This is a genomic window from Aliiroseovarius sp. S253, from assembly GCF_049800855.1.
Taxonomy (GTDB): Bacteria; Pseudomonadota; Alphaproteobacteria; order Rhodobacterales; family Rhodobacteraceae; genus Aliiroseovarius.
Window position 1 is genome coordinate 114725 of sequence record NZ_JBNAFW010000002.1, and the last position, 26065, is coordinate 140789.

Sequence of the window (26065 nt, forward strand, 5' to 3'; positions counted from 1 at the left end):
CCTCTTTCGCCTTCCTTCCTTATATAGACCCCAAGTTCCCCGACAACGGAAACCCGTCTGGAAGGCCAAAAGGCGCCAGACAGCCCAGCCAGGGCGCGGGAGAGTTGTATTCGGGCCGATATTGTAAGGAGTGTTCAGATGAGCAAACTGATCATGGCAAAAGCCACCGCCGTCTGGCTGGTGGACAACACGACGATCAGCTTCAAGCAGATCGCGGATTTCTGTGACCTGCACGAGCTGGAAGTACAGGGCATTGCGGATGGCGACGTTGCCACCGGCGTAAAAGGCTTTGACCCAGTGGCCAACAACCAGCTGGATCAAGAAGAGATCGACAAGGCCGAGAATAACCCGCTGCACAAGCTGAAGCAGAAATTCTATGCTGCTGCGGCTGGCGAAGAAAAACGCCGTGGCCCGCGCTATACCCCGCTGTCCAAGCGTCAGGACCGTCCGAATTCAATCCTGTGGCTGGTTAAGTTCCACCCGGAACTGGCCGACGCACAGATCGCCAAGCTGGTGGGCACCACCAAGCCGACTATCCAGTCGATCCGCGAGCGCACCCACTGGAACATTGGAAACATGGAACCGATCGACCCGGTTGCTCTGGGTCTGTGCCGTCAGAGCGAGCTAGACCAAGCTGTTCAGAAAGCTGCAGCCAAACAAGCCAAAGAAGGCGGCGTGATGTCGGATGACGAGCGTCGCAAGCTGGTCTCGACCGAGCAGAGCCTGTCCATGGACACCGAGCCCAAGATGCCCAGCGCCATCGAAGGGCTGGAAACTTTCTCGCTGTCTGATGAACCGAAAGAAAAAGAGGAAGAGCTGCCCGATGCAGACAGCTTCTTCAACTTGCCTGACTCGAAAGACGATGACGACGAAGAATAAGATCCAAAACCCCGGCCAAGCGCCGGGGTTTTTCTTTACCGGCTCCGCCTGCCTCAAATTTTCCAAGTCTCGTTAAGTTCCTGTTCACCGTGATGGACGATGCTGCTTTCGACAGTATCGGACACCGGAGAACCGGGAATGAAAATCGAAGACATTCTTGCACAAGAACGGCGGGCCAGAATGGCCGCTGAACGACTGTTGGCCCAGAAACAGGCCGAACTGTCGGATGCGAACCGCGTACTGTCCCAGCATGCGTTGTCACTGTCGGACGAGATTACCGAAACCCGTGAGGTCGTCGAGGAAATCAAAGGGGAGAACACCCAAGTCCGCGCAGACCTTGAAAAGGCCAACAAGGAAGTCGTGATCGCCAAGCGGCGTCTGTGGGATTCGTTGGAAACCATCGAGGATGGGTTTGCGGTATTTGACCAAAGCAATCGCATGATTGCCGCCAACAGCGCTTATCTGAAGCCCTTCGACGGGCTGACCTGTGTGGCACCGGGCATTCGCTATGTCGATATCCTCAACATCGCCACGGAAGAAGGGATCGTCGACATTGGCGACCTGCGCCCGCTGGCGTGGCGCGACATGATGCTGGACCGCTGGCACGCACCCAAACGTGATCCCATGAACCTGCGGCTTTGGGATGGCACCCATATTCAACTTGTGGACCGCCGGTCGCGTGACGGAGATATGGTGTGCCTTGGGCTGAACATCACCGAAACCATCACCTATCAAACCAAGTTGAAGGAAGCACGCTTCCGTGCCGAGGCCGCGAACCGTGCCAAGTCCGCGTTTCTTGCCAATATGAGCCACGAGATTCGCACGCCAATGAACGGTGTTGTTTCAATGGCAGAGCTGATGGTGGAAGGTGAACTGGATGACGAACAGCGTATCTACGTCGATACGATCCGCAAATCGGGCGAAGCGCTGCTGACGATCATCAACGATGTGCTGGACTACTCGAAAATCGAGGCGGCGAAACTGGCGCTGAATCCACAACCGTTTGATCTTGAAAAAACAATTCTCGATGTGGTCACTTTGCTGCAGCCCACTGTGCAGGAAAAAGGGATCCAGCTGTCGATTGATTTCGATCTGTTCATGCCGACAAAATTCATGGGCGATGCCGTGCGGTTGCGTCAGATTCTAACCAACCTAATCGGAAACGCGGTCAAGTTCACGTCAGAGGGACATGTGCTGGTCCGCGCCATTGGGCTACCTGCCGCAGACGACAAGGACTATCGCGTCCACATCTCGGTCGAAGACAGCGGCATTGGCATCCCCAAAGAAATGCAGGCCCACATATTTGGTGAATTCAATCAGGTCGAAGATGAACACAACCGTCGATATGAGGGCACGGGATTGGGCTTGGCCATTGCCCGCCAACTGGTCAAGCTGATGGAGGGCGACATCTGGCTGGAAAGCAAAGAGGGCAAAGGCTCTTGCTTTGGCTTCAACATCTCGCTTCCTGCGTTGGATCACGTGGTCGAACCTAATCTACCAGATGCACCCGGAAAAGCAGTGCTGGCCCTGACCGAAGGGCTAAACAAAACCATTCTGGACAAACGCCTGCGCGCACTCGGATTTGAGGTCACCTTGACCTCGGCGACCGCCAATCTGATAGACATTTGCAACGGAGCGCAGTTGGTCTTCGTGGACGAGGCGCTCTGTACAGCAGCGACTTCAGAATTAGACCCACTGCGGGCACTGAAGTCTGCCTACCCTGATATCAATCTGATCCTACTGACGCCTCCTCAGAAACGGGCGCCCGATTGCAGCTGCGTTACTGTCGCCTCGCATGTTCTGCACACCCCGGTTTTACGAGGTGTGCTGTTCGACACGCTCAGCAAACTTAGCTTTCCACCGGCGATGCCAGATGCGTTGCAGCAGTCAGATAAGCTCTCTACCAAGGCCACCGCGGCCCAGGACCAGACGCGCGTGATGCGCGTGCTGGCAGCCGAGGACAATAAGACCAACCAGCTCGTCTTTTCGAAACTGGTCAAGTCTCTGAACATCGACCTGCGCTTTGCAAACAACGGGCTTGAGGCAGTCGAGGCATTTCTGGACTTCAAGCCCGACCTGATTTTCATGGATATCTCGATGCCCGAGGTTGATGGCAAAGAAGCCACTCGCCGCATCCGCCTGATCGAGAAGGATCAGCACATGCCTCGCACCCGGATCGTCGCCCTGACAGCGCATGCCCTGACAGGCGATGCCGAGGAAACTCTGGCGCACGGGCTGGACAAGCACCTGACCAAGCCCCTGCGTAAACCTGCCATCTTCGACGAGATCATGGCCACTTGCCCGGTCGGCGCGATATCCCCAATCGAGGACGCGTGATCAGCCTTCGCTGCGCAAGAAGACCGGTTGGTCCGGGGTGCTCATCTCTGGTTGGAATTGGTAGCCACCCAGATCAAATTCGGTCAATGCCTCAGGATCACGCAATCGGTTCTGCACCACATACCGCGCCATCGAGCCACGCGCCTTCTTGGCATAGAAGCTGACCACTTTCGGCGTGCCGTTCTTCATTTCCAGAAACTGCGGGGTGATCACACGCAAGGCCAGCCGGTCCTTCTGCACCGCCGAGAAATACTCGACCGAGGCGCAGTTCACCAAGACTTCGCTTTGGGTTTCTTGCCCTGCGGCGTTCAATGCATCCGCAATGCGCGGCCCCCAGAACTCATACAAGTTCTTGCCGCGCGGGTTCTGCATCCGCGTACCCATTTCCAATCGGTGCGGCGCAATTTGGTCGCGTGGGCGCAGCAGGCCGTAAAGTCCCGACAGTAGACACAGATGATCATCTGCATAGCGCAATACATCCTCGTCTAGACTAGGTGCATCCAGCCCCGCATAGGTGTCGCCCGCGAACATCTCGATCGCGGGTTTCTCGCCCTCTCCACTGCCGAAAACCTGAAACCGCTCGGCGTTCAGCGCGCCCAACTTGGGCGAGATATGCATGAGCTTTTCCAACCCTTCCGCCCCGGCCCCTCGCGCTGTTTCGGCCAAAATCTCAGCCTGATCCAGAAACCGTGGTCGCGTACCAGCACCATTTAAGGCCGGTTTTTCGTCTAGTTTTTTGGCGGGTGAAACCACAACGAGCATGTCAGTCTCCTTCGCTTAGTATTTCCAAAAAGGCCGGGCCGAACCGTTCGGCCTTAGCGTCATTCATTCCCGGCATACGGCCAAGATCACCAGTGCTCATCGGCTTGCGCTCTGCGATTTTACGCAGCGTGCCCGGCGCGATAGTTAGGTATTTGCCCGTCCCATCTTCGCCGCGCAACAGGTCCGTCGCAGCGTCTTGCAATCGGTCAAACAAGCTGCCTGCATCGCGGCCAGCCAACTTGCGACGGGCGGGATGCATGTGTCCAACTTCGCCAGCAATGACCTGCAAAAAGTCAGCCCCGTAGCTTTCCAACTTCTTTGCCCCAACGCCCCCGACTCGTGCCATGTCGTCCAACGTCGCTGGCCGGGTCTCGGCCATTTCAATCAGCGTTTTGTCTGTGAAAACGACGTACGCGGGCACGCGGGCAGCTTCTGCCAGCGCACGGCGTTTTGCTTTGAGTGCGGACAGGAGCGGCGCGTCTTCTTCCGACACCAACATCTTGGCGGCGGGTCTGCGTGCGGCGGCTTTCAGCGTGTCACGCCGCAATGTCACTTGAGCCTCACCCCGCAGGACGGGATGCGCCTTTTGCGTGATCCGCAGTGCACCGTGCCGTTCCGGATCGGGGCGCACCAGATCCAAACCAAGCATCTGCCGGAAGATCGCTTGCCACATGGGTTTTGCGTGGTCCTGCCCAACACCAAAAGTCGGCAGGCTATCATGGCCGCGTTCCTGCACCCGATCGGTCATCGTACCGCGCAGAATGTCGATCAGATGCCCCGCGCCAAAGCGTTCGTCTGTGCGCAAGATGGCTGACAGAGCCTTCATTACGTCCACAGTTCCGTCAAACAAGTCGGGCGGGTTTGTGCATAGGTCGCAGTTCCCGCAGGGTTCAGCCTCTTCCCCGAAATAGGCGAGCAGCTGCTGGCGGCGGCAGCCATGCGCCTCGGCCAAACCAAGCAATGCATTCAGTCGCCCATGGTCTGCGGACCGCCGCTCCGCCGGGGCAAGTCCTTCGTCGATTTGGGTGCGGCGAAACCGGATGTCATCTGCGCCGAACAGTGTCAGCGTCTCGGCGGGCGCACCATCGCGACCCGCGCGGCCGATTTCCTGATAGTAGGCCTCGATCGACTTGGGCAGGTCGGAATGGGCGACCCAACGGATGTCGGGCTTGTCGACGCCCATACCAAACGCCACGGTCGCAACCACGATCAGACCGTCTTCCTGCTGAAAACGGCGCTCCACTTCGCGGCGGTCATCGGGTTCCATGCCGCCGTGATAATGCACCGCGGCGTGACCCGCATCGCGCAGTGCTTTGGCCAAAGTCTCGGTCCGCGCACGTGTTCCGGAATAAACGATCCCCGACTGACCTTTGCGGGCAGCGGCAAAAGACAAGATCTGTTGGCGGGGCGAATTCTTAGCGGAAAAAGCCAGATGGATATTGGGCCTGTCGAACCCGCGCAGAAAGGCTTGAGGCGGCGCACCGTCAAACAGTTTCTCGACAATCTCGGCTTGGGTTTCTTCGTCTGCGGTGGCAGTGAACGCGGCCAAGGGCACGTCAAGCGCACGGCGCAGCTCTCCAATTCGCAAATAATCCGGACGGAAATCATGGCCCCATTGGCTGACGCAATGTGCCTCGTCCACGGCGATCAAACTGGTGCCGATCCGGCGCAGAAGGTTCAGTGTCCCACCCGAGGCAAGACGCTCGGGCGCCATGTACAAAAGCTTTAGCTCACCCCGCTCTAGCGCCGCAAAGACAGCGTCGGTTTCTTCCTGCGTGTTGCCCGAGGTCAACGCCCCCGCCGACACGCCCGCCGCCTGAAGCCCGCGCACTTGGTCACGCATCAACGCAATCAGGGGCGAGATGACCACCGTCACCCCGTCGCGCACAAGCGCGGGCAATTGAAAGCAAAGGGATTTTCCACCACCCGTCGGCATGATGGCCAACGTGTTCTGACCAGCGCATACGGCCTGCACGATCTCGGCCTGTCCGGGCCGAAAGTCATCGAAGCCGAAAACGGATTTCAGAAGATCAAGGTCGCGGGGCATGTGTGTGCTGCTCGGTGTTTTGACAGCACAATCCCATGCCCACGCTTAGGCGGCAAGCGCTTTAGAAGAAATATGCGGCGTTGTTGATCAGGATGATCCGCACCGCATAAAGCGCGATCAGCGCCACCAGTGGGGCCAAGTCCAACCCGCCCATATTCGGCAGGAAAGCGCGAATACGGGAATAGATCGGCTCGAGCAGACGGTTCAGGCCGTACCAGATTTGCGCCACCATATGCTGGCGCAGGTTCAGAACCTGAAAGTTGATCAGCCAAGACATGACGATATGCGCAATCATGATGAACCAGACGATGTCCACGATCAGCATCAGGATTTGAAACAGGGATTGCATGTTGGCTCCTTGAATTTGGTTCCCTGTCATCTAGGTCGCCTAAGCCGCAAGAGCAAGGGTGACGCGCGGTTCGGATTGACCTTCCTGAACCGGCGCGGCAGGTCGGGCACAGAAAAAGGAGCCGCCATGTACCCGTTCGTCCGCATGATCAAAGAGATGGTGAAATTCGCCAAGGCCGAGCCTTTGCCCGTCGATGGCGTCCATATCAGCCACCATCGGTGCTGGCCGTGGGACATCGACCTGTGGCGCGAACTGAACAACGGGCGCACCTTGACCATGTATGACCTGGGCCGCATTCCGTTGGCTGGCCGCACAGGGCTGAGCCGGGCACTGATCAAAAACCGGTGGGGGCTGACCATGGCAGGTGCCAGCGTGCGCTATCGCAAGCGGATCCGCACCTTTGCGCGGTTTGAGATGCGCAGCCGTTTGGTCGGCTGGGACGGAAAATTCTTCTATGTCGAACAGACGATGTGGCTGGGCGACGACTGCGCAAACCAGATCGTCTATCGCTCGGCCGTGACAGACCGCGGTGGAATTGTCCCAACCGACAAGGTGCGGACAGCCATTGGCCATACCGGACCTGCACCCGCATTGCCTGAATGGGTGCAAGCTTGGATTGCGGCTGACGCCACGCGACCTTGGCCACCTGAAATGTAAGCCCCCTTGCCCGCGCGCCCGTTTCCCTGTTTGATCGACAAAAAGCACAGGGGCAGACATGGCAGAAATCTCGGCACGCAAGCGCATCTGGGGATGGTTCTTTTTCGATTGGGCCAGCCAACCTTATAACACGCTGATCCTGACCTTCGTCTTCGCGCCCTATTTCAAAACCGTCGTTGGCGATGGCGCACAGGCGCAGGCCAGCTGGGGGTTTGCAGTTGGCACCTGTGGTCTGATCATTGCGCTGCTGGCGCCTATTCTGGGGGCCTTTGCAGACAACTCTGGCAACCGCTTGCGATGGATCTGGATGTTTTCCATCATGTATGTGATTGGCAGTTTCGGGCTTTGGTATTCCTCTCCTGACAACTTCAACATGACGCTTTTGTTGATCTTCTTTGGCATCGGACTGATCGGGATGGAGTTCGCGACGATCTTTACCAACGCCATGTTGCCCGACCTCGGCTCGCGTGAGGAGATTGGCAGCATTTCCGGCAATGGCTGGGCGTTTGGTTATATCGGAGGCTTGCTGACCCTGATCATCATGCTGGCGCTGTTCGTTGAACAACCGAACGGAAAGACGCTGATCGGCATGACGCCCCCCTTCGGGCTGGATCCTGCAGCGAAAGAGGGCACACGCTTTGTTGGACCACTGACTGCTATCTGGTTTGCCGTTTTCATGATCCCGTTTTTCCTGTGGGTGCGCGATCCGAAGCCCGTCAGCAGCGACCCGCTTTTGGTGCGGCACGCGTTGGCAAGCCTGTGGAAGACCATTCGGTCGCTTCCGAAGTCTCCTAGCCTGTTTGCCTATCTCAGCAGCTCGATGTTCTATCGGGATGCGTTGAACGGGATGTATACGTTTGGCGGCATCTATGCCGCGGGCGTTCTGAACTGGTCCGTGGTTGATGTGGGTATCTTCGGCATTCTTGCGATCATCACCGGCGCGATCTTCGCATGGATCGGAGGGCGCGCGGATCGGCGCTTTGGTCCCAAGCCAGTGATCACGATCTGCATTCTGGTACTGACCTTCGTAGCGATCTGCATCGTCTTCATCTCGCGCGATAGCGTGTTTGGCATGCCTGTCCCTGCCGACAGCAACCTGCCAGACATCGGATTTTACATCTTGGGTGCGCTGATCGGGGCTGCTGGCGGGGCGCTGCAATCGGCCAGCCGCACCATGATGGTGCGCCAAGCCAACCCTGAACGGATGACCGAAGCTTTCGGCCTTTACGCCCTTGCAGGCAAGGCCACCAGCTTCCTTGCGCCCTTCCTGATCGGCATCATCACCGCCGCGACGGGCAGCCAACAGCTCGGCGTCTCCCCGCTTATCGCGCTCTTTTTACTGGGACTTGTCCTATTGATCTGGGTTAAACCCAAAGGCAACCACGCGTAGGTTTTCATATGAAACTGTTTCAAAAGCTTATCCTGATTGCAGGGCTTGCCCTGACCGGCGTACCTGCAGCGGCTCAGCAGCCCGCGAAAGAGCTGTTTGGCGCGGCCCGGAAGGGCACCGCAAGCCGTTCGGCTTCGTTCGGATCATACGCCAAAGGCTGTTTGGCCGGGGCAGAGCAACTGGCTGAAACCGGACCGACTTGGCAGGCAATGCGCTTGTCGCGCAATCGAAACTGGGGCCACCCCGAGCTGATCGACTTCGTGAAAGACCTATCGCGCAAAGCGGCACAACAACGTGGATGGAAAGGGCTCTACGTAGGAGACCTCAGCCAACCACGTGGTGGACCGATGCTGACCGGGCACCGCTCGCACCAGATCGGGCTGGATGCCGATATTTGGATGCTGCCCCCCAAACGCCTGAACCTGAGCACCTCGGAACGCGAGGGGATCTCGTCGATCTCGACCCGTCGGTCGAAAGGCGCGTATGTAAACAAGAACTGGACGCGTGCGCATCACGAAATCATTAAAGCTGCGGCGAAAGACAAGCGCGTGGCGCGTATCTTCGTCTTTCCGGGCGCCAAAGTGCAAATGTGCAAGGACGCCAAGGGCGACCGGCGCTGGCTTCGGAAAATCCGCCCTTGGTGGGGGCATCACTACCACTTCCATGTGCGTCTTTCCTGCCCCAAGGGCGTTAAAGGCTGCGTGAACCAAGCCCCGCCCCCCGCAGGTGATGGCTGCAAAGACGCCGAGAGATGGGTACAGGATATTCTGCACCCCAAACCCGCACCGAAACCCGCGAAACCGGCAACGCCCAGAAAACCCCGCGGACCTCTGACCCTTAAGGACCTTCCCAACCAATGCGGACCCGTTTTGTCATCGCGATAGCGTCACTTGCCGCGCTTCTGACGCTTGATCTTGGCGCTCAGCCGGTGTCGGACGCACAGCTTGTGTCCGCTTATCGTTGGCATGGCAAAGGCGAGCATTTCGGTGGGTTCTCGGGCCTGGAAGTCAGCGAGGACGGCAAGAAATTCATCGCAATCACCGACCGTGGTTACGTTGTTCGGGGTCTTTTTGATCGCGAGAACGAGGTCATTTCAGATGTGCGCACCGCCCCGCTTGGCCCACTGAAATCCCCCAAAGGCGGCCCGTTTGGCCGGTTCAGATCGGACAGCGAGGGGTTGGCCTCGCATATGGATGGTCCGATTTTCGTCAGCTTCGAAGCAAAGCACCGCGTGATGCGCTTTGGGGGCATCAAAACCAAAGGCCGCGCGCTGAAAATGCATCCCGACTTCAAAGGGCTGCAAAACAACTCGTCGCTTGAAGCACTGGCCATCGACCACGCCGGCACGCTTTACACCATCCCGGAGCGCACCGGAGTCGAGGGCTCGCCCTTCCCGGTTTACCGCCTGCCCGCGGGCAGCAAAACATGGGAAAAACCGTTCTCGATCCCGCGTTTCGCGCCCTATCTACCGGTGGGGGCCGACATTGGCCCAGATGGAAAATTCTATCTTCTTGAACGTCACCTCAGCGGCGTTTTGGGCTTCACCAACCGCGTCCGCCGCTTCGACATCACCCCGGACGGCTTCAAGAACGAGGTCGAGCTGCTGCGCACCCCCGTGGGCCTGCATGACAATCTGGAAGGTTTGGCCGTGTGGCGTGACAACAATGACAATATCCGCCTGACCATGGTGTCAGACGACAATTTCAAGTTCTTCCAAGTGACCGAGTTCGTTGAATATGTCGTCCTGACCCCGTCCCCAGATCCGGCCCGTCCCGCAAACTGACGCGGCACCCTCCTTGTTTACAAGGGTTGATCTGTCCGTTTTCCCGCTGTAAGAGCACCTCGTCCCTGTCCTTCAGGGGCCAAGTCTCCGCAACCTTGCTAAAACGGACCAACAATATGACCCGTCTTCTTCCTGGCGTAATCGCCATGGCCGCCATCGTCGTGGCCTCGAACATTCTGGTGCAATACCTTTTCGGTAATTGGCTGACCTGGGGTGCCTTCACCTACCCGCTCGCATTTCTTGTCACCGACGTGATGAACCGCGTCTACGGCGCCTCGGCCGCACGCAAAGTCGTCTTTGCCGGTTTCGTCACTGGTGTGATCTGCAGCTTCATCGGCACTCAGATCATGGGCGAGTTCGGCCCGCTTGTGACCCTGCGCATCGCCATGGGCTCGGGCCTTGCCTTCCTGACTGCACAGCTTCTGGACGTTGCGATCTTTGATCGTCTGCGCGAAGGCCGCTGGTGGCGCGCGCCGGTTGTCTCGACCCTGATCGGCAGCTCGGTGGACACCGCGATCTTCTTCACCATCGCCTTCTCGGGCGCGCTGACCTTCCTGGAACCAGCCAACGACGTAAGCTGGGCGGGCGAGGTTCTGCCGCTTCTGGGAACAGGCCCGATGGCCCCACTATGGGTGTCCTTGGCGGTCGCTGACTGGATGGTGAAACTGGCGCTTGCCCTGCTGGCACTGGTGCCGTTCCGCGTGCTGGTCACAAAACTTTCACCAAATCCTGCGTGAAAAGTTTTGACAAACGCAAAATATGTGGCACGCTCCTAGATATAGAAACAGCGAGAAAGGAGGTGTCCATGTCAAGAGATACAACGGAGCGAGGTGCCGGGACAATCTAGATCGCGACGTTCCGGGGCAGCCCCCGGATCGGAACGCGGGCCGATTTGACTCTGGTCTAACCGGTCCCACCTCCTACATTCTCGAAAGGGTCGTCCTGATGGGCGACCCTTTTTCGTAACAGGCATTCCCGTCGCGCATGTGATTGGATAGTGTGCCCTCATGATCCGCGTGAATGACGATATCACCCTGCAAGACTGGGAACTCAGCGAAAGCTTTTCACGCTCGTCCGGCCCCGGTGGGCAGAATGTGAACAAGGTCTCGACCGCTGTCGAGTTGCGGTTCGAAGCAGCACGCTCGCCCCATTTGTCACAACCAGTGAAGACCCGCCTGAAACGTATCGCAGGACGGAAATGGGCGCAGGACGGCGCGATCACCATTCGGGTCGAGGATACCCGAAGCCAAGCCCGCAACCGCGAGATCGCCGCCGAACGTCTGGCCGAGATGATCCGCAAAGCGCTGGTCGCGCCCAAGCGGCGTATTCCCACCAAGCCCACAAAAGGCTCGCAACGACGGCGCATGGACACCAAGACCAAACGCGGACAGGTTAAGGCTCTGCGTGGTCGCGTGACGGACGACTAGGGTCACTTAATTAACAACGCAATTATTTTGCGTTGCGCCGATGAAACTGGCATAGTCGGCGCAGACGACACCCAGCACAGTGGAGCATGACATGGCGGACACCTCTTCGATATTGCACCGGCGCGCACGGCTTCTTGGTCCGAACATGACCACCTTCTATCGCGAGCCGGTTCACGTGGTGCGCGGCGAAGGGACTTGGCTGTGGGATGCGGATGGGAACCGCTATCTGGACTGCTACAACAACGTTCCGCATGTCGGCCACGCACACCCGAAAGTGGTCGAAGCGATTACCAAGCAAGCCTCGACCCTGAACACACACACGCGGTACCTGCACGAAGGCATTCTGGATTATGCCGAACGCCTGACCGGCACGATGGATCATGGGTTGGACACGATGATCATGGTCTGCACCGGGTCCGAGGCCAACGACATCGCCCTGCGCATGGGCCGCGCGATGACCGAGAAGGTCGGCATCATCTGCACCGACAACACCTATCACGGCAATACGGATCTGGTCAGCCAGATGTCCTCGAAACGCACGCCGATTGGAGGGCCTGTGGATTGGGTCAAGAAGGTGCCCGCCCCGGATACCTTGTTCCCGTTGGGCGGCAGCGCCGACGCTCAGCCACAGGCCTTCGCCGAAGAAATCCAGCGTGCCGTCGACGAGCTGGAAGAGGCGGGGTATGGGTTCGGCACGCTGATCCTTGATCCGTTTTTCGCCAACGAGGGCTTTCACACATTGCCCAAGGGCTTTCTGGACCCAACAGTTGCCGTTGTCCGAAAGGCCGGGGGGATCATCATCGCGGACGAGGTGCAGCCGGGCTTTGGGCGCACCGGGCGCAATTTCTGGGGACACGACCGGATCGGTTTGGTGCCCGACATCGTGACGATGGGTAAGCCCATGGGGAATGGGCATCCGGTGGCCGCTGTGGTTACCCGTCCAGAAATCATGGCCGAGTTCCGCACCCGCTTTGGGTACTTCAACACCTTCGGTGGCAACCCGGTTTCGGCTGCCGCAGCGATGGCGGTTCTGGACGTGCTGGAAGAAGAGCAGTTGGTTCAGAACGCACGCGACACCGGCGACTATGCACTGGGATTGCTCAAAGAACTGGCCCACCCGATGATTTCCGACGCCCGAGGCGCGGGCATGTTCATGGGGATCGAGTTCACGCGGGACGGAGACCCAGAAGGCGCAACAACCTTCTGCAAGGATCTGGTCGAGGAAATGCGCAATCGTGGCGTCCTTCTGCACCTGATGGGGCGGCACTATCACGGGATCAAAATCCGCCCTCCGATGTGTTTTGACAGATCCCAGGCCGAACTGCTGGCCGAGACTCTGGACGCCGCATTGAAAGCCGTACCCGCATGAGCACCGTTTTGAAACAGGCCTTGAAGGCATGGAACGCACAGCATGTGCGGATGATCAAAGACCGCGAGAACGCGGTGCACGAGGTACGGATCAACGGAAAGCCTGCGGCGCTTCGGTTGCACCGTCCGGGGTATCAATCCGAAGCCGCAATTCAGTCGGAACTGGACTGGATGGCCGCGCTGGCTGAACGTGGAATGCGGGTGCCCTCGCCCGTCCCTACAACTGACGGCGATCTCGTGTTTTCCATGGGATCAAACCAGTGCGCGACGATGGTGTCGTGGGTCGAGGGCGCACCGATCGGGGAAAGCGGCGTACCGCTGGGCGGCATGGCCGAAGATCAAGCCGCACTGTATCGTAAAGTCGGTGCCGAACTGGCGAAGCTGCACAACCTGACGGATGACATCACCCTGCCCGACGGCTTTTCACGGCACCGTTGGGACATCCCGGGATTGCTCGGGGACGAGCCGTTCTGGGGACGGTTTTGGGAGTGCCCGGCGCTGAGCGAGGATGACCGCAATGTGGTTCTTCGCGCCCGTGCCGTGGCGCATGATTTGGCCACCGTTTACCTTGAGAACGGCGCAGATTTCGGACTGATCCACGCAGACGCGTTGCGTGAGAACGTATTCATTCACGAGGACCTACTGACCTTGATCGACTTCGACGACGCAGGGTTTGGGTTCCGACTCTACGACCTTGCGGTGATGATGACCCAAAATGTCGACGAGCCCGCATATGAAGCGATCAAAGCGGCGGCGCTGGCGGGGTATCGGGAACACCGAACGCTAAGCCAAGAGGCGGAAGACCTGCTGCCCATGTTCCTAATGATGCGCCGCTTTGCCTCGATGGGCTGGGCAGTTCCGCGCTACGACCCAACCGGCCCCGAAGTCGCCAGCTACACCCAAAAAGCCGTCACCGCCGCCCGGAGTTTTCTTGGGGGATGAGGAAACTACGCAGTAGGTGAGATTTGAGAGCTTAAACCACAACCTCCATCCCGACCTGCTCGCCAACGCCGAACACGCGCTTATAGCGCGCGATCTCGTCCTCCGGACCCATCGCCTTGTTCGGGTTGTCGGACAGTTTCACCGTCGCGCGTCCGTTCGCCTCGACCGCCTTACAAACCAGCGAGAACGGGGCGAGGGCGTTGTCGGGGACGAGGTCTCGGAAATCGTTGGTGAGCAAGGTTCCCCAACCGAAGCTGGTGCGGACGCGGCCTGCGAATTGCTGGTGCAGTTCGATGATTTTGTCGGTGTCCAGACCGTCCGAGAAGATGACCATTTTCTGGGTGGGATCCTCGCCGCGGGATTTCCACCAGTTGATGGCGATCTCGGCGCCTGTGGCGGGGTCTCCGCTGTCGATGCGGATACCGGTCCAGCCGGCCAGCCAATCAGGCGCGTTGTCCAGAAAGCCCTTCGAGCCGTAGGTGTCGGGCAGGATGATGCGCAGGTTTCCGTCGTGTTCGTCTTGCCAGTCAGCAAGCACGTCATAGGGCGCGCGAGCCAGCGCATCGTCATCCTTGGCCAGTGCGGCGTAGACCATTGGAAGCTCGTGGGCGTTGGTGCCGATCGCCTCGATATCGCGTTTCATTGCGATATGGCAGTTTGAGGTGCCAACAAAGCTGCCCGGCAGCCCCTCCATTGCGGCCTGTACGCACCAATCCTGCCAGAGGTAAGAGTGACGGCGGCGGGTGCCGAAATCGGCAAGGCGCAGGCCGTCGAGAGAACGAAGCCCAGAGATCTTCTCCCACGCGCGGGTCATGGCGCGGGCATATAGGACTTGCAGTTCAAAGCGGCCCATACCGCGCAGAACTGCGCGCGAACGAAGCTCCATCAGGACGGAGAGCGCGGGGATTTCCCACAGCATAACCTCGGGCCAGGAGCCTTCGAACGTCAATTCGTATTGATCGCCGACGCGTTCAAGGTGGTAGGGCGGCAGGCGCAGATTCTCGAACCACTCCATGAAATCTGGGCGGAACATCTGGCGTTTGCCATAGAAGGTGTTACCGCGCAGCCATGTGCTTTCACCGCGCGAGAGGGAGAGCGAGCGGATGTGATCCAGTTGCTCACGAAGCTCGCCTTCGTCAATCAGGTTGGCAAGCGGCACGTGTTTCGAGCGATTGATCAGACTGAAAGTGACATTGGTGTCGGGCTTGTTGCGAAAGACCGACTGGCACATGAGCAGTTTGTAGAAATCTGTGTCGATCAGGGACCGGACGATTGGATCGATCTTCCAGCTGTGGTTATAGACTCGGGACGCAATATCAACCATTTAGGCCTCCAGCTTGACGCCTGCGGCGCGCATGTTGTCACGGGCAGCAACCAGTGAGCCATCAAGGTCGATGGCACGACAGGCGGGCTCAAGAACGGTCACATCAAAGCCCAGCTTCGCACCGTCGATCGCCGAGTAAGCGACGCAGAAATCGGTGGCGAGGCCCACCATGGTCAGCTTGGTGACGCCGCGGGTGCGCAGATAGCCCTCTAGCCCCGTGCGCGTGGACTGGTCGTTCTCGAAGAAGGCCGAATAGCTGTCGATCTGCGAGCGGAAGCCTTTGCGGATCACCATGTCGGCCGGATCGGTTAGAAGCTCTGGGTGGAAAGCCGCACCTTCGGATCCTTGAACGCAGTGGTCTGGCCAGAGGACCTGGGTGCCATACGGCATCTCGGTCACTTCGAAAGGGGCTTTGCCCTCGTGGGACGTGGCGAACGAACTGTGGCCATCTGGGTGCCAATCCTGCGTAAACACCTTCACTGCGAAGTCGGGCAGCATGGCATTGATCAGGGGCACAATTTGATCCCCGTCGGCGACAGCAAGGGCACCGCCGGGGCAGAAATCATTCTGCACATCAATCACGATCAGGGCTTCGTCTGCATTACGCATGGGCGGTCCTCCTTGAAACTCAATGGGTAAGGACCGCGCGCAGAAGGGTCAAGTGAATGGCTGATCCCTTGGCATGATCATTTGGGGTTCCAAAAAGGACAGCTCGTCACTGTTCGTCGGCTGAACTTGTTCCGCGCGTCCAGTTCTAGAGCGAGCTTCAGCGGACAAGATTAAACGCATCTGTCGATGATCAATCGCAGTTCATCTGGGAACCGAAGCCACAACGCCCCCGCAGTTTCCTGCGAGGGCGTTCGTATCAGGCGTCATTTAAACCGAGCGTTTGGCACGAGCCTAGAGGCTTTCAAACCTGCTACGCGTCGCCTAGAACTTGTCTACATTCAAGGCGATGCCAGTCAGCTGACGCAGCAGCCCAACCAGGGTACTGGCCGCGGCTACAGAGCTTTCTGTGACAAGAACCGTGTCCTTGCTGTGGATCTTGAACTTACCCGCGCTGAACAGTCCGTCTGCAGATGTAAGGTCGATCACAAAGACGCTTCGGGCATTATCTGGGCCACGATCGTCCTGACGTACGGCGGATTGAGGATACTCGCGCAGGATCAAGATCCCTTTGGGGTTCGCGCGGGCGTCTGACAGGCCGCCGATCAACGACATGGCATCCAGCGCCGAAATCTCGGACTTCGCAAAGGGGATCAGCGCCTCTTTCGACGCGGCGCCGAGCGAGCGGAAATAGCGGCGGTCACTTTCAACAGCCAGCTTATCGCCGGGCTGGAGGTAGGTGTCATAGGAGGCATTTGCCATCACTTGCCCCAACGGGCGCAGATACGTTTTGCTGCCTCGGATCAATTTGATGGCAGGATTATCAAGGTTCTTGTCAGGACCACCGGCCGAAGCAATGGCGTTCAGGACAGTAAAGCTTGGATCATCCATCGTTATTGGGCCTGGACGGGCAACGCCGGATACGACTGAAACTGTACCGCGTGTTCCTTGTGTGACATTCAGCTGCACTTGAGCCGAGGGGATCACCTCGACATATTTGCGCTGAATTCGGGCGCGTGCCGCGGAATGAGGCATGCCCGCGATGTGAACCGTACCTACGAAGGGCAGGAAGATGGTGCCACCAGCAGAAACCTGCATGTTCTGCATCTGAACCGTGTTCTGGTTCGGGGTCGACAGAAGCGATGATTCTTCACTATCCCAAACGGTCACATCCACGCGGTCAAATGGCCTGATCGGCTTGTCCGCTGCGGCCGCACCGCGCGAGGGCCACGAATAGTTTCCATCGGTGTTCGGAGCAGGCCAGCGCGAAATTGCCGGCAGGGTGGCTTTGGACACGTTATAAACAGCCAAATCAGATCTGCTTTCAGCATCTCCACCCACAATTTCAGATTGAATGGCCGCACCGCGAGGTGCGCCACAGCTGGCCAGAATAAAGGCCGAAACTGCAATTAAAACAAAACGCATACGCGCAACCCCCAGGTTTCTTTGTGGTTCAAGGCAGCAAACCAATTGCGCGCACATTAGTAACGAAGCGGTAATTTCTCAAGCGCCGAGAGGCAGATTTCGATGTAATTTCTAAACTGTGCACAATTTGCAGTAGCAGGTGTGCAGCCAAACCCGATTAGGCGGTCATCTCTCGATGCAATGCGACCGCCTCTTCGACGTCGTCAAAATATGTCAAACGACCTTCATCCAGGACACAGGCAGCATCGCATACATTCGAAATCACACGCAGGTTGTGGGTCACCAAAAGCGCCCCACTGTTTTCCATCCGGTCGCGGAAAACGCGCATGCTTTTCTTGCGGAAGGCAGCGTCTCCGACCGATGTCACTTCGTCGACCAGATAGACATCAAATTTGATCCCCATGGATAGACCGAAAGCAAGACGCGACCGCATCCCCGACGAATAAGTGCGCACCGGTAAATAGAACTGCTGCCCTAGTTCTGCGAAGTCTTCGACATACTCGCGCAGTTCCTCAGTATCCACACCATAGATTCGCGCTAAGAACTTGGTGTTCTGCGCACCGGTCAGGTCCTTGTGGAAACTGCCCGCGAAACCGACCGGCCAGCTTACCGTGCCATCTATGTCGATGGTGCCGCTGTCCTGACGCATCGTTCCTGCCACCATGCGCAGCAGACTGGATTTCCCAGCCCCGTTTCGCCCCAGCAGGCCGATCACCTTACCCGGCTCAAAATCAACCGAGATTTTGTCAGCCACGACCTTGGTATGCCCATGCAGACGATAGGCTTTGCGCAGGTTACGGATCCGGATCATGCAGCAGCCCTATCGTCTGTCGCGAATCGAATAGTAGATCATGGTCGCAACGATCCAGATACCGATCAGGAATCCGGCCAGAGTGGCCAGAATGATCAGACGTCTCGGGTATTGCGGCTTCTCAGCCAAGGTCGGCTCGATATAGGCGGCCAGATAGCGTGATTTCCGCGATGCTTCGGCGGTAGCAGCATCTACTCCAGCGAGCGCTGACAGATAGGCTTGCTCGGCGAACTGCTTGTCTACAGAGAGACGCTCATAATCGCCGATCAGATTGGCATAGGCCCCGTTTACTGTGCCGTCCGTTGCGCTGAACCGATCACGTTCGTTCGCCAAGCGCTGTTCGATCACGTCGACGCGGCGGCGCGCCTGAATAAGGCGCGGATCACCTTCGCGTGCGGTCTGCATCAGGATGTCCAGATCAATCTGCGCTGATGCCAACTGGTTCTGCAGAGAATTCAAAAGCCCCATACGGCCTACGATATCGGCCTCGGGATCGATAATTTGAGTTTCCAGACGGAACTTCTGGATCGCGGCGCGGGCATTACTGAGACGCTCAACCGCCTTTTCAAGCTCACTTCGGGCATAGCTGGTGGCGTCATCGCGGGCGACGGCCGTCAGTTTGTTGATCATGACGGTGCTTTCGTCATAGATCGCGTCGGCAACTGCCTTGGCATCATCCGGGTCAAAGGCGGTCACGCGCACCTCGATCAGGCCCGAGCCACTGTCGTAGAACACTTTCACGACACGTCCCCAGAACTTTTGAAGCCCTTCGATGGTCACATCAGGATCAATGCCAAATACCGGATCCGAAGGCATGTGGTACATTTTCCGTAGGTCGAGCTTTTCATCCACAAGCCGGACGATGCGCTGACTTTGAATGAACTCGAACAATACGTCGGTATCGGCACCACTGGACGAACCAGCTAGTTCTGTGATGCCGCCAAGCATCTCAACCGGCGAGGCGCTATCTTCTGCGCGAACCGAGAACCCCAGATAGGAGGCGTACTGATCCTTGGCGATCACATAGAGGTACAAAGTTGCCAACAGGATAGGCGCCAAAACGCCGATCACAAAGAACCTACGGATCATGCTGTGCCGCTTGCGACGGCGGGCTGGCTTTGCAGGAGGGCGCGGAGGTGGAAGATCCTTGCCACCTTGCTCGTCATCGCCCCAACCGTCATCGTCCAGCTCGTCCAGCTCTGTGGAAGAGGCGTGAGCGTCTTTGTTGATTTTGGCTTCAGCCTTGGGCTTCGGCGCTTCTGAAGACTGGGTCATTGGCTATCCACGGCAAAACATTTTGCAAATCATATGCATTGGCGGCAGTTATCGGATACCTCTTAGGACGAATCAACTCGATATTATCCATATGCCAGCTACACACACCGCAGACCCTACACGTTTCAAGATGGGACGCACCATCGCAGCTCTTATGCTGCGCGAGATGTCGTCGACTTATGGACGGTCGACCGGAGGGTATATCTGGGCCCTTATCGAACCAATCAGTGGCATCGCGTTTTTGACGGCTGTTTTCTCGTTGGCATTGCGATCTCCCTCAATCGGGGACAGCTTCGCCCTTTATTATGCAACCGGGATGCTACCACTGGGCTTGTTTCGCCAAATCAGCGCCAAGACAGCTAGCGCCATCAGATACTCCAAACCACTTTTAGGATATCCGCGTGTCACGTTCATCGACACGATCATCGCAAGGACTTTACTGAACAGTCTCACGCATATGCTGATCAGTGCGATGCTGATCGGCGGGATGGTGCTGATCAGTCCATCCTTCGTCTTCCTGAACATCCCGCAAATGGGAATGTCATTCCTGATGGCAATATCACTGGGGCTTGGCATTGGAACGCTGAACTGCTTCCTATTCTGGCGTTTCGACTGGTGGCGTCAGTTGTGGAAGGTGCTCATGCGCCCGCTCTTCATCATCTCGTGTGTGCTGTATAGTTTCGAGGATCTGCCCGCCTTTGTGCAGGATATTCTATGGTGGAACCCGATCGTACACGTGGTCGGTCAGATGCGCATGGGCGTTTATGCCACTTATGACCCCACCTATATCTCGTTTATTTATGTTTTTGTCATCTCTCTGGGAACGTTGTCGCTGGGATTGACGCTGCTCAATCGATATCATGACGATATTTTGTACAAGTAGACCACACACCACGCTCTGATCCAAAATCAGGACATGCCTCAGCCGAGTGCATTCCTATCAAGACGTGCAAATCAGGCTTGCATTTCGCACCGCTACACGAAATGAAACTCTCTGGGTTTCCGTTGACGAAGCGGGGCGATCAATATTAGCAATTCAGCGCGCAGGGTCGTTAGTCGAGACTGTCTTTTTGTCTTACTGGAGGTAAGAGCATGCCAAAGTTTATTTTACATATCGGCTCACACAAAACAGGCACATCGTCGCTTCAAACCGTACTGCAAGCTGCACATGATCACGGTCAGCTGAGCAATTGGTCTTACCTCACCCCCCCACCAAAAAAACATTTCCGTCAAAACTTGGTGCAGATTAAAGGACCCAAACAGAACTTCAAAACTGAGATCAATTATCGACGCTTCAAACGTATGATCGCGCATGATGGTGATTGCATTGTTTCAATCGAGAACTTTTTTTGGATCGACAACCAGCAGCAGATCGAAAAATTGGCCAAAATCATACGACGGCGGTTCGATGATATCCGAATCGTTGCCTATCTGCGTCGTCAGGATTCGTTGGCGCTATCGCATAGAAAACAGGCGGTAATGCGTTTTCCGACATCGAAATTCTATGGGACCGAGATCACTGCACTACCCCGATACAAGCCGGCGCTCGACAATTACTTTTGCTATGATCGGAAGTTACAGTTGTGGATCAACGCGTTCGGAGCAGACAGCTTGATTGTCCGGAAGTTCGAAAGGGATGCTCTTTTCAAAGGAGATACTATCGCGGACTTCTTCCGCTTGTTGGATTTGCCTGATCCCGACCAGAGTGCAGCCGTAAATTCAGCTTGGCCGCGTAAAAAGCTTCTGACCGGCCTGTACCTAAGATCAAAAGAGGAAGACGGGAGAAGCATCCGAAAGATTCTGAGAAGGATTGAGGACACCGAAAAGCTAACGCCATCGCGCGCCGATGCCGAGGCTTTCCTGAACCACTTCCAAGAGAGCAACCAGCGGCTCGCTGAAATGCTCGGAGACAACGACGCCCCTTACTATTTCGACACGGATCTGTCCCGCTATCCAGACGTCGGAAATGACAACGTCACTGAAGCCGAAATTGAACAGTGGATCGCCGAGTCCTTACACCCACAGACCGCTTGATTTCTTGTGAGTCGCGCCCAACCCCCCTATACAATCCGCGACGCAGATAAGGTGTATTATGAAAGTCTCGATTTATTCCGCCTATCACAAGCTTTCGCCGCGGGTTTCGTCGGAAAGCATCAAGCCCATCCATGTTGGAGCTGCCTTCGCGAGCACTCCTTTGACGGGCATGCTGGTAGACAATACGGGTGACAACATCTCGGATAAGAACGGATCTTTCTGCGAACTGACGGCTCTGTATTGGGCGTGGAAGAACGACCGTGACAGCGACTTCGTTGGATTGATGCACTATCGCCGCCTGCTGGACGTTGCAGGCGAGATCGAAGACGGCCCGGCCGAGGCGTATGTGGGGGCGGTTGATATCGAAAGCTGGACTAGCCGCGCTGAGACGTGGATGGCGGCCGAGCTCGACAACTGGGACATCGTTCTGCCGCGCCTTCATGCAATGGGTGTCAGCGTCGAAAACAATTATCTGGCGGGACACCACAAGGAAGACTTCGACAAGATGCGCGACGTGATCGCGACAGATCATCCTGCGTATCTGGAGGCTTTCAATACGGCGGCTAAGTCAATGGACATGCGCCTTGGCAACATCGCATTGATGCGTCGCGAGGTTTTTGACCGCTATTGTGCATGGCTGTTTGATATCCTGCTGAAGGTGGACGCTACGGTCATCGATCGCAGCAACTACAGCCCTTATCAGTCGCGCTATATTGGCTTCCTGGCCGAGCGCCTGATGACGGCGTTCATCCTCCATGAGCAGAAGACCAACCCGTCCACACGCATCCGCGAGACTGCGATCGTGAACCTGTCGAAGGCGGTCGTGACGCCTTACCTGACCCAACAGGACAAGTCTGCTGCCGATGTGATGAACCTCGCGATTGCTGCGGACCGGAACTATCTGCCGCATGCTTCGGCGATGATGAGTTCACTTTTGGCACATGCCGATCCCAAACGCCCCATCGCGCTTTACTTCCTGCATTCGGGAATCGAGGCGGATGATATCGAGATCTTTGACGGTTGGCTGAAGTCTCAGCGCGCCAACATTGCGCTACACGCAATCGACACCGGTAATTATTTCGATGACAGCTATCGGTCGTCCAGTCGCGCACCGTCGAACGCGACCTATAACCGGTTCCTGTTGTTCAACCTTCTGCCCGGGCTGGATCGCCTGCTCTATCTGGATGTGGACATCATACTGAAAACGGATGTGGCCAAGCTGTATGACGCGGATATCGGCGACGCCAAGATCGGCGCGGTGCCGGATTGGATCATGACCCGTACCCTGACCGGCCCCATTCCCACGATTGATCCAGATGTACCGGACCTATCCACCTATCACCGCGAGCGGTTAGAGATGTCGGACGAGCAGATCGCGCGTTACTTCAACGCAGGCGTTTTGTTGTTCAACTTCAAAGCCATGGGTGACCTGAACGCGCTTGGCCGCCACCTGCTGCACGAGGCGCAGAACGGGCGTTATCTGTTCCGCGATCAGGACATTCTGAACAAAGCGTTCAAGGATGACCTGCATGTGCTGGACGGACGCTGGAACGTGTTCAACTCGGTTGATGCGGCGTATTCGAAAGTGCCCACGCCCAACCACGTCAAGGCGATGGAAGCGCGTCGTGATCCGTGGATCATTCACTATGCTGACCGCGCCTATAAGCCGTGGCACGGGGTGGCAGTGCCACAGTCTGGACTCTACTGGCAGGCGCTGATCAACACGCCATACTACGGAGAAGTAATGGCAACCCTGCAGGCGGCCAGCCGACGCAAGCTGTTCGACAAAACACGCATCGTCGAGGCTGGGAAGGCTGTGGGGCAGAAGTATCCATCACTGAACCGCCCGCTTCTGATCACCTACAACACCATTCGTAAGATCCGATAGTTGCATGAAGACGGTTCTGAGATCCCTTGCCAGCCGCTTGATGACGGGCCCGTCACCGACACAAATCGATGGGCCAGTACACATCATCGCGTCACCCTATAAAACTGGGTCGACCTCGGTCGGTAAGTCGCTGATTGCTTTGGGGGTCGGACACAGCGAAATGCCGCATGATGGGGCGCTGATGAAGGCGCTTAAACCCACCTTGCGCCACTATCGCAAGCAGACACGAAACGTGCAGGATTTCCGCAGCTTCGAAGCTGCGGAAAAAGGCAAGATTCTGGAGCACTTCAAACCGCTGGTGGCCAAAGCCGCACGCCATGACATCTTTCACGATGCACCGATGGGGCACACACATCTGCATCCGTTCATCCGCAAGATCATCGCCCCCGAAGCCCGGTTCATCTGGGTTAACCGAGATTCAGAAGGTTGGCTGGAAAGCGTTCGTAAATGGGAAACGTCGCATCCCGAAATCTATCGAAATCACGAGGTGTGGGAAACGGAGCCAGAAGTGCGTATCGCCAATCGGCTAAAGTTCTGGAAGCGCCATCACGACGCGTTCCGCGCATTGGCAGATACCTTCCCCGAGCATTGCCTTGAGCTTCAGTGGAGCGACCTGAAAAGCTATTCAGCGCTAGCAAAGTTTTATGATGTGCCAGAACCGAAAGATGCGTTCCCGCACACGAACGCGGCGAAAAACTAAGCTAGCCTCAGTCGCCGCCCCGCACCATTTTGCCATCGACAAAGTGAATGCCGCATTCGGTCTTTTCACTATCCGCCCAGCGCCCGGCGCGGGCGTCTTCGCCGGGTTTCACGGCGCGCGTGCAGGGAAGGCAGCCCACGGACAGATAACCGCGTTCTTTCAACGGGTGGTCGGGCAGTTCATGCGTCTCATAGTATGTGGCCACGTCTTCTGCGGTCCAGTTCAGCAGCGGGTTGACCTTTAACCAACGATCCTGTGTCTCGAACAGCTCAAGCTCGGACCGCGTTGCAGCCTGCCCACGTTTGCGCCCGGTGATCCAGCAGTCCAAGCCACGCAGCGCCGCCAGCATCGGCAGCGTCTTGCGCACGTGGCAGCACAGATCGGTGTTCGTCTGGTGCAACAAGCCTTCTGGATCATCGGCCTTCACACTGGCAGGTCGCGGGCGAACTGTCTGGATGTTGCACAGGCCAAGACGTGCCACCAGATCCTCTCGGTACTGAAGCGTTTCTGGAAAATGCATGCCTGTTTCCAGAAAGATCACAGGCACATAGGGATCAATCCGCGAGACCATGTGCAAAAGCACTGCGGCCTCGGTCCCGAAGGACGATACAAGCCCAATTCGGCCGGGAAAGTGCGTCTTGATCGCGTGTTTCAGAACATCTTCGGCAGGGAATTGGTCATAACTTTCCGTCAGACCCTGCGCTTTTTCACGCAGCTCGATGCGTGCATTTGTTTCCAGAGCGTGCATGTACCTGCCTTTGGTGTCTGGAGGACAAGAGAGTTGGGGCCGCTACCTTCATGGCAGCGGCCCCAGTAAGCTTTATTTCCAGAGCGAGACGCAGGGGATCTTGGTCGTATCGCAGCGATCGGCGTATTTCTCGGCGATCTCTTTGACTTCGTCCATCAAGCCACCTTCCAGCTTGATCGGCTCAAGGCCCAGACCCAGGAAACGGTCGTTGGCAACATGCAGTTCGTTTTCGGCTGCTTCGTTGCGCGGGTTTTCCAGATAGGCGATCTCGGCGCCCATCATGTCGTGGATCATCTTGGCCAGATCACGCACGCGGTGCGTTTCGGTCATCTGGTTCAGAATGTTCACACGCTCGCCCGATTGCGGCGGGTTTTCCAGCGCCAGTTCGATGCAGCGGCAGGTGTCCTGAATGTGGATGAAGGCGCGGGTCTGGCCACCGGTGCCGTGCACCGTCATCGGGTATTCCACAGCCGCCTGCATGATGAAACGGTTCAGAACCGTGCCATAGTCGCCGTCATAGTCGAAACGGTTGATCAGACGTTCGTCCATCTTGGTCTCAGCCGTCTGCGTGCCCCACACGATGCCTTGGTGCAGGTCGGTGACCTTCACGTCATCGTTCTTGTTGTAGAAGGCGAACAGCAGTTGGTCCTGACTTTTCGTCATGTGATAGATCGAACCCGGGTTGGTCGGGTACAGGATCTCGGTCTCGGTCTCGCCCTCGGGGGTATCAACCTTCACCTTCAGATAGCCTTCGGGGATCTTCATGCCAGCAGTGCCGTAACCGTAGACGCCCATGGTGCCAAGGTGGATCAGGTGAACGTCCAGACCGCTTTCGACTACAGCTGCCAGAACGTCGTTGGTGGCGTTCAGGTTGTTCGAAACCGTATAGCGCTTGTGCGCTGCGGATTTCATCGAATAGGGGGCGGCGCGCTGTTCAGCGAAGTGGATGATTGCATCCGGCTTTTCTTCTTTGATCAGCGTCAGCAGGCGGTGATAGTGCTCGCCCACAGTGAAGTTGTGGAACTGAATGTCCTTGCCGGTCAGCTCTTTCCAGACGCGGATGCGCTCTCCGATCGGACGGATCGGGGTCAGGCTGTCTACTTCAAGCTCAAGGTCAATCTCGCGGCGCGACAGGTTGTCGACGATAATGACATCGTGGCCACGGTTGGACAGGTACAGGGCGTTCGGCCAGCCGCAAAATCCGTCACCACCTAGAATGATTACTTTCATGTTTCTCTACCCGTTATAATTAGGTTGGAACGAGCTATAGACCCGTTTCTATCAAAGGAAAACCACTATCCGCGAGGCTGCGA

24 protein-coding genes are annotated in these 26065 nt (G+C 57.2%); 14 read left to right on the top strand and 10 right to left on the bottom strand.

Annotated features, from left to right (window positions below):
- Window positions 1–138 precede the first annotated feature (138 nt).
- Both ACP15F_RS12070 and ACP15F_RS12075 read left to right on the top strand, forming a co-directional pair.
- Entirely contained in the window at window positions 139–879 is a 741-nt protein-coding gene (locus ACP15F_RS12070) for a DUF1013 domain-containing protein (RefSeq protein WP_424941080.1), read from the top strand.
- Window positions 880–1017: 138 nt separating this feature from the next.
- On the top strand, window positions 1018–3216 hold the full coding sequence (locus ACP15F_RS12075) for an ATP-binding protein (protein WP_424941081.1): 2199 nt from the start codon (window positions 1018–1020) through the stop codon (window positions 3214–3216).
- Here ACP15F_RS12075 and yaaA read toward each other — a convergent pair whose 3' ends face one another.
- The 3 genes from yaaA to ACP15F_RS12090 all read right to left on the bottom strand — a co-directional run bounded on the left by yaaA (window position 3217) and on the right by ACP15F_RS12090 (window position 6374).
- The gene (gene yaaA / locus ACP15F_RS12080; RefSeq protein WP_424941082.1) at window positions 3217–3978 is read right to left on the bottom strand and encodes a peroxide stress protein YaaA; all 762 of its coding nucleotides are present in this window, start codon (window positions 3976–3978) and stop codon (window positions 3217–3219) included.
- Between the two features lies 1 nt (window position 3979).
- Entirely contained in the window at window positions 3980–6025 is a 2046-nt protein-coding gene (gene recQ, locus ACP15F_RS12085; protein WP_424941083.1) for a DNA helicase RecQ, read from the bottom strand.
- 61 nt (window positions 6026–6086) lie between these two features.
- Entirely contained in the window at window positions 6087–6374 is a 288-nt protein-coding gene (locus ACP15F_RS12090) for a YggT family protein (protein ID WP_424941084.1), read from the bottom strand.
- Between the two features lie 126 nt (window positions 6375–6500).
- On the opposite strand from ACP15F_RS12090, the gene ACP15F_RS12095 reads away from it, so the two are divergent.
- From ACP15F_RS12095 to ACP15F_RS12130, 8 genes are all read left to right on the top strand, one after another.
- A complete protein-coding gene (locus ACP15F_RS12095) occupies window positions 6501–7031 on the top strand; it encodes an acyl-CoA thioesterase (RefSeq protein WP_424941085.1) in 531 nt (176 codons plus the stop codon).
- A gap of 58 nt (window positions 7032–7089) precedes the next feature.
- Window positions 7090–8421: an MFS transporter gene (locus tag ACP15F_RS12100; protein ID WP_424941086.1), complete on the top strand. Its 1332-nt coding sequence runs from the start codon at window positions 7090–7092 to the stop codon at window positions 8419–8421.
- Between the two features lie 8 nt (window positions 8422–8429).
- A complete protein-coding gene (mepA, locus tag ACP15F_RS12105; protein WP_424941087.1) occupies window positions 8430–9305 on the top strand; it encodes a penicillin-insensitive murein endopeptidase in 876 nt (291 codons plus the stop codon).
- Window positions 9278–10204: an esterase-like activity of phytase family protein gene (locus ACP15F_RS12110; protein ID WP_424941088.1), complete on the top strand. Its 927-nt coding sequence runs from the start codon at window positions 9278–9280 to the stop codon at window positions 10202–10204. Before mepA ends, ACP15F_RS12110 begins: the two co-directional genes overlap by 28 nt.
- Window positions 10205–10320: 116 nt before the next feature.
- A complete protein-coding gene (locus tag ACP15F_RS12115) occupies window positions 10321–10941 on the top strand; it encodes a queuosine precursor transporter (protein WP_424941089.1) in 621 nt (206 codons plus the stop codon).
- Window positions 10942–11211: 270 nt separating this feature from the next.
- Window positions 11212–11631, top strand: a complete 420-nt coding sequence (gene arfB, locus ACP15F_RS12120) for an alternative ribosome rescue aminoacyl-tRNA hydrolase ArfB (protein ID WP_108857683.1) — start codon at window positions 11212–11214, stop codon at window positions 11629–11631.
- 91 nt (window positions 11632–11722) lie between these two features.
- Complete coding sequence (locus ACP15F_RS12125; RefSeq protein ID WP_424941090.1) at window positions 11723–13000, top strand: aspartate aminotransferase family protein; 1278 nt, start codon at window positions 11723–11725, stop codon at window positions 12998–13000.
- Window positions 12997–13941: a phosphotransferase enzyme family protein gene (locus ACP15F_RS12130; protein ID WP_424941091.1), complete on the top strand. Its 945-nt coding sequence runs from the start codon at window positions 12997–12999 to the stop codon at window positions 13939–13941. The genes ACP15F_RS12125 and ACP15F_RS12130 overlap by 4 nt, the downstream gene beginning before the upstream one ends.
- Before the next feature lie 31 nt (window positions 13942–13972).
- On the opposite strand, the gene pncB is transcribed toward ACP15F_RS12130, so the two are convergent.
- The 5 genes from pncB to ACP15F_RS12155 all read right to left on the bottom strand — a co-directional run bounded on the left by pncB (window position 13973) and on the right by ACP15F_RS12155 (window position 19382).
- A complete protein-coding gene (gene pncB / locus ACP15F_RS12135) occupies window positions 13973–15265 on the bottom strand; it encodes a nicotinate phosphoribosyltransferase (RefSeq protein ID WP_424941092.1) in 1293 nt (430 codons plus the stop codon).
- The gene (pncA, locus tag ACP15F_RS12140; RefSeq protein ID WP_424941093.1) at window positions 15266–15874 is read right to left on the bottom strand and encodes a bifunctional nicotinamidase/pyrazinamidase; all 609 of its coding nucleotides are present in this window, start codon (window positions 15872–15874) and stop codon (window positions 15266–15268) included.
- A 321-nt stretch (window positions 15875–16195) separates the two neighbouring features.
- Window positions 16196–17296 (bottom strand): polysaccharide biosynthesis/export family protein, encoded by a 1101-nt coding sequence (locus ACP15F_RS12145; protein WP_424941094.1) that lies wholly within the window; start codon window positions 17294–17296, stop codon window positions 16196–16198.
- Between the two features lie 157 nt (window positions 17297–17453).
- A complete protein-coding gene (locus ACP15F_RS12150) occupies window positions 17454–18107 on the bottom strand; it encodes an ABC transporter ATP-binding protein (RefSeq protein WP_424941095.1) in 654 nt (217 codons plus the stop codon).
- A gap of 9 nt (window positions 18108–18116) precedes the next feature.
- Window positions 18117–19382 (bottom strand): sugar transporter, encoded by a 1266-nt coding sequence (locus ACP15F_RS12155; protein ID WP_424941096.1) that lies wholly within the window; start codon window positions 19380–19382, stop codon window positions 18117–18119.
- 130 nt (window positions 19383–19512) lie between these two features.
- Between ACP15F_RS12155 and ACP15F_RS12160 the strand changes: the two genes are divergently transcribed.
- The 4 genes from ACP15F_RS12160 (at window position 19513) to ACP15F_RS12175 (ending at window position 24004) form a co-directional block, all read left to right on the top strand.
- Window positions 19513–20265: an ABC transporter permease gene (locus ACP15F_RS12160; RefSeq protein ID WP_424941097.1), complete on the top strand. Its 753-nt coding sequence runs from the start codon at window positions 19513–19515 to the stop codon at window positions 20263–20265.
- A gap of 209 nt (window positions 20266–20474) precedes the next feature.
- The gene (locus ACP15F_RS12165; RefSeq protein WP_424941098.1) at window positions 20475–21416 is read left to right on the top strand and encodes a hypothetical protein; all 942 of its coding nucleotides are present in this window, start codon (window positions 20475–20477) and stop codon (window positions 21414–21416) included.
- A 58-nt stretch (window positions 21417–21474) separates the two neighbouring features.
- Window positions 21475–23304 (top strand): DUF4422 domain-containing protein, encoded by a 1830-nt coding sequence (locus ACP15F_RS12170; protein ID WP_424941099.1) that lies wholly within the window; start codon window positions 21475–21477, stop codon window positions 23302–23304.
- 4 nt (window positions 23305–23308) lie between these two features.
- Window positions 23309–24004 carry a sulfotransferase gene (locus ACP15F_RS12175; RefSeq protein WP_424941100.1) on the top strand — a complete coding sequence of 232 codons (696 nt, stop codon included), beginning with the start codon at window positions 23309–23311 and terminating at the stop codon, window positions 24002–24004.
- A gap of 7 nt (window positions 24005–24011) precedes the next feature.
- Here ACP15F_RS12175 and ACP15F_RS12180 read toward each other — a convergent pair whose 3' ends face one another.
- Complete coding sequence (locus tag ACP15F_RS12180; protein ID WP_424941101.1) at window positions 24012–24752, bottom strand: phosphoadenylyl-sulfate reductase; 741 nt, start codon at window positions 24750–24752, stop codon at window positions 24012–24014.
- Window positions 24753–24824: 72 nt separating this feature from the next.
- Entirely contained in the window at window positions 24825–25982 is a 1158-nt protein-coding gene (locus tag ACP15F_RS12185) for an NAD-dependent epimerase/dehydratase family protein (RefSeq protein WP_424941102.1), read from the bottom strand.
- Window positions 25983–26065: the final 83 nt, after the last annotated feature.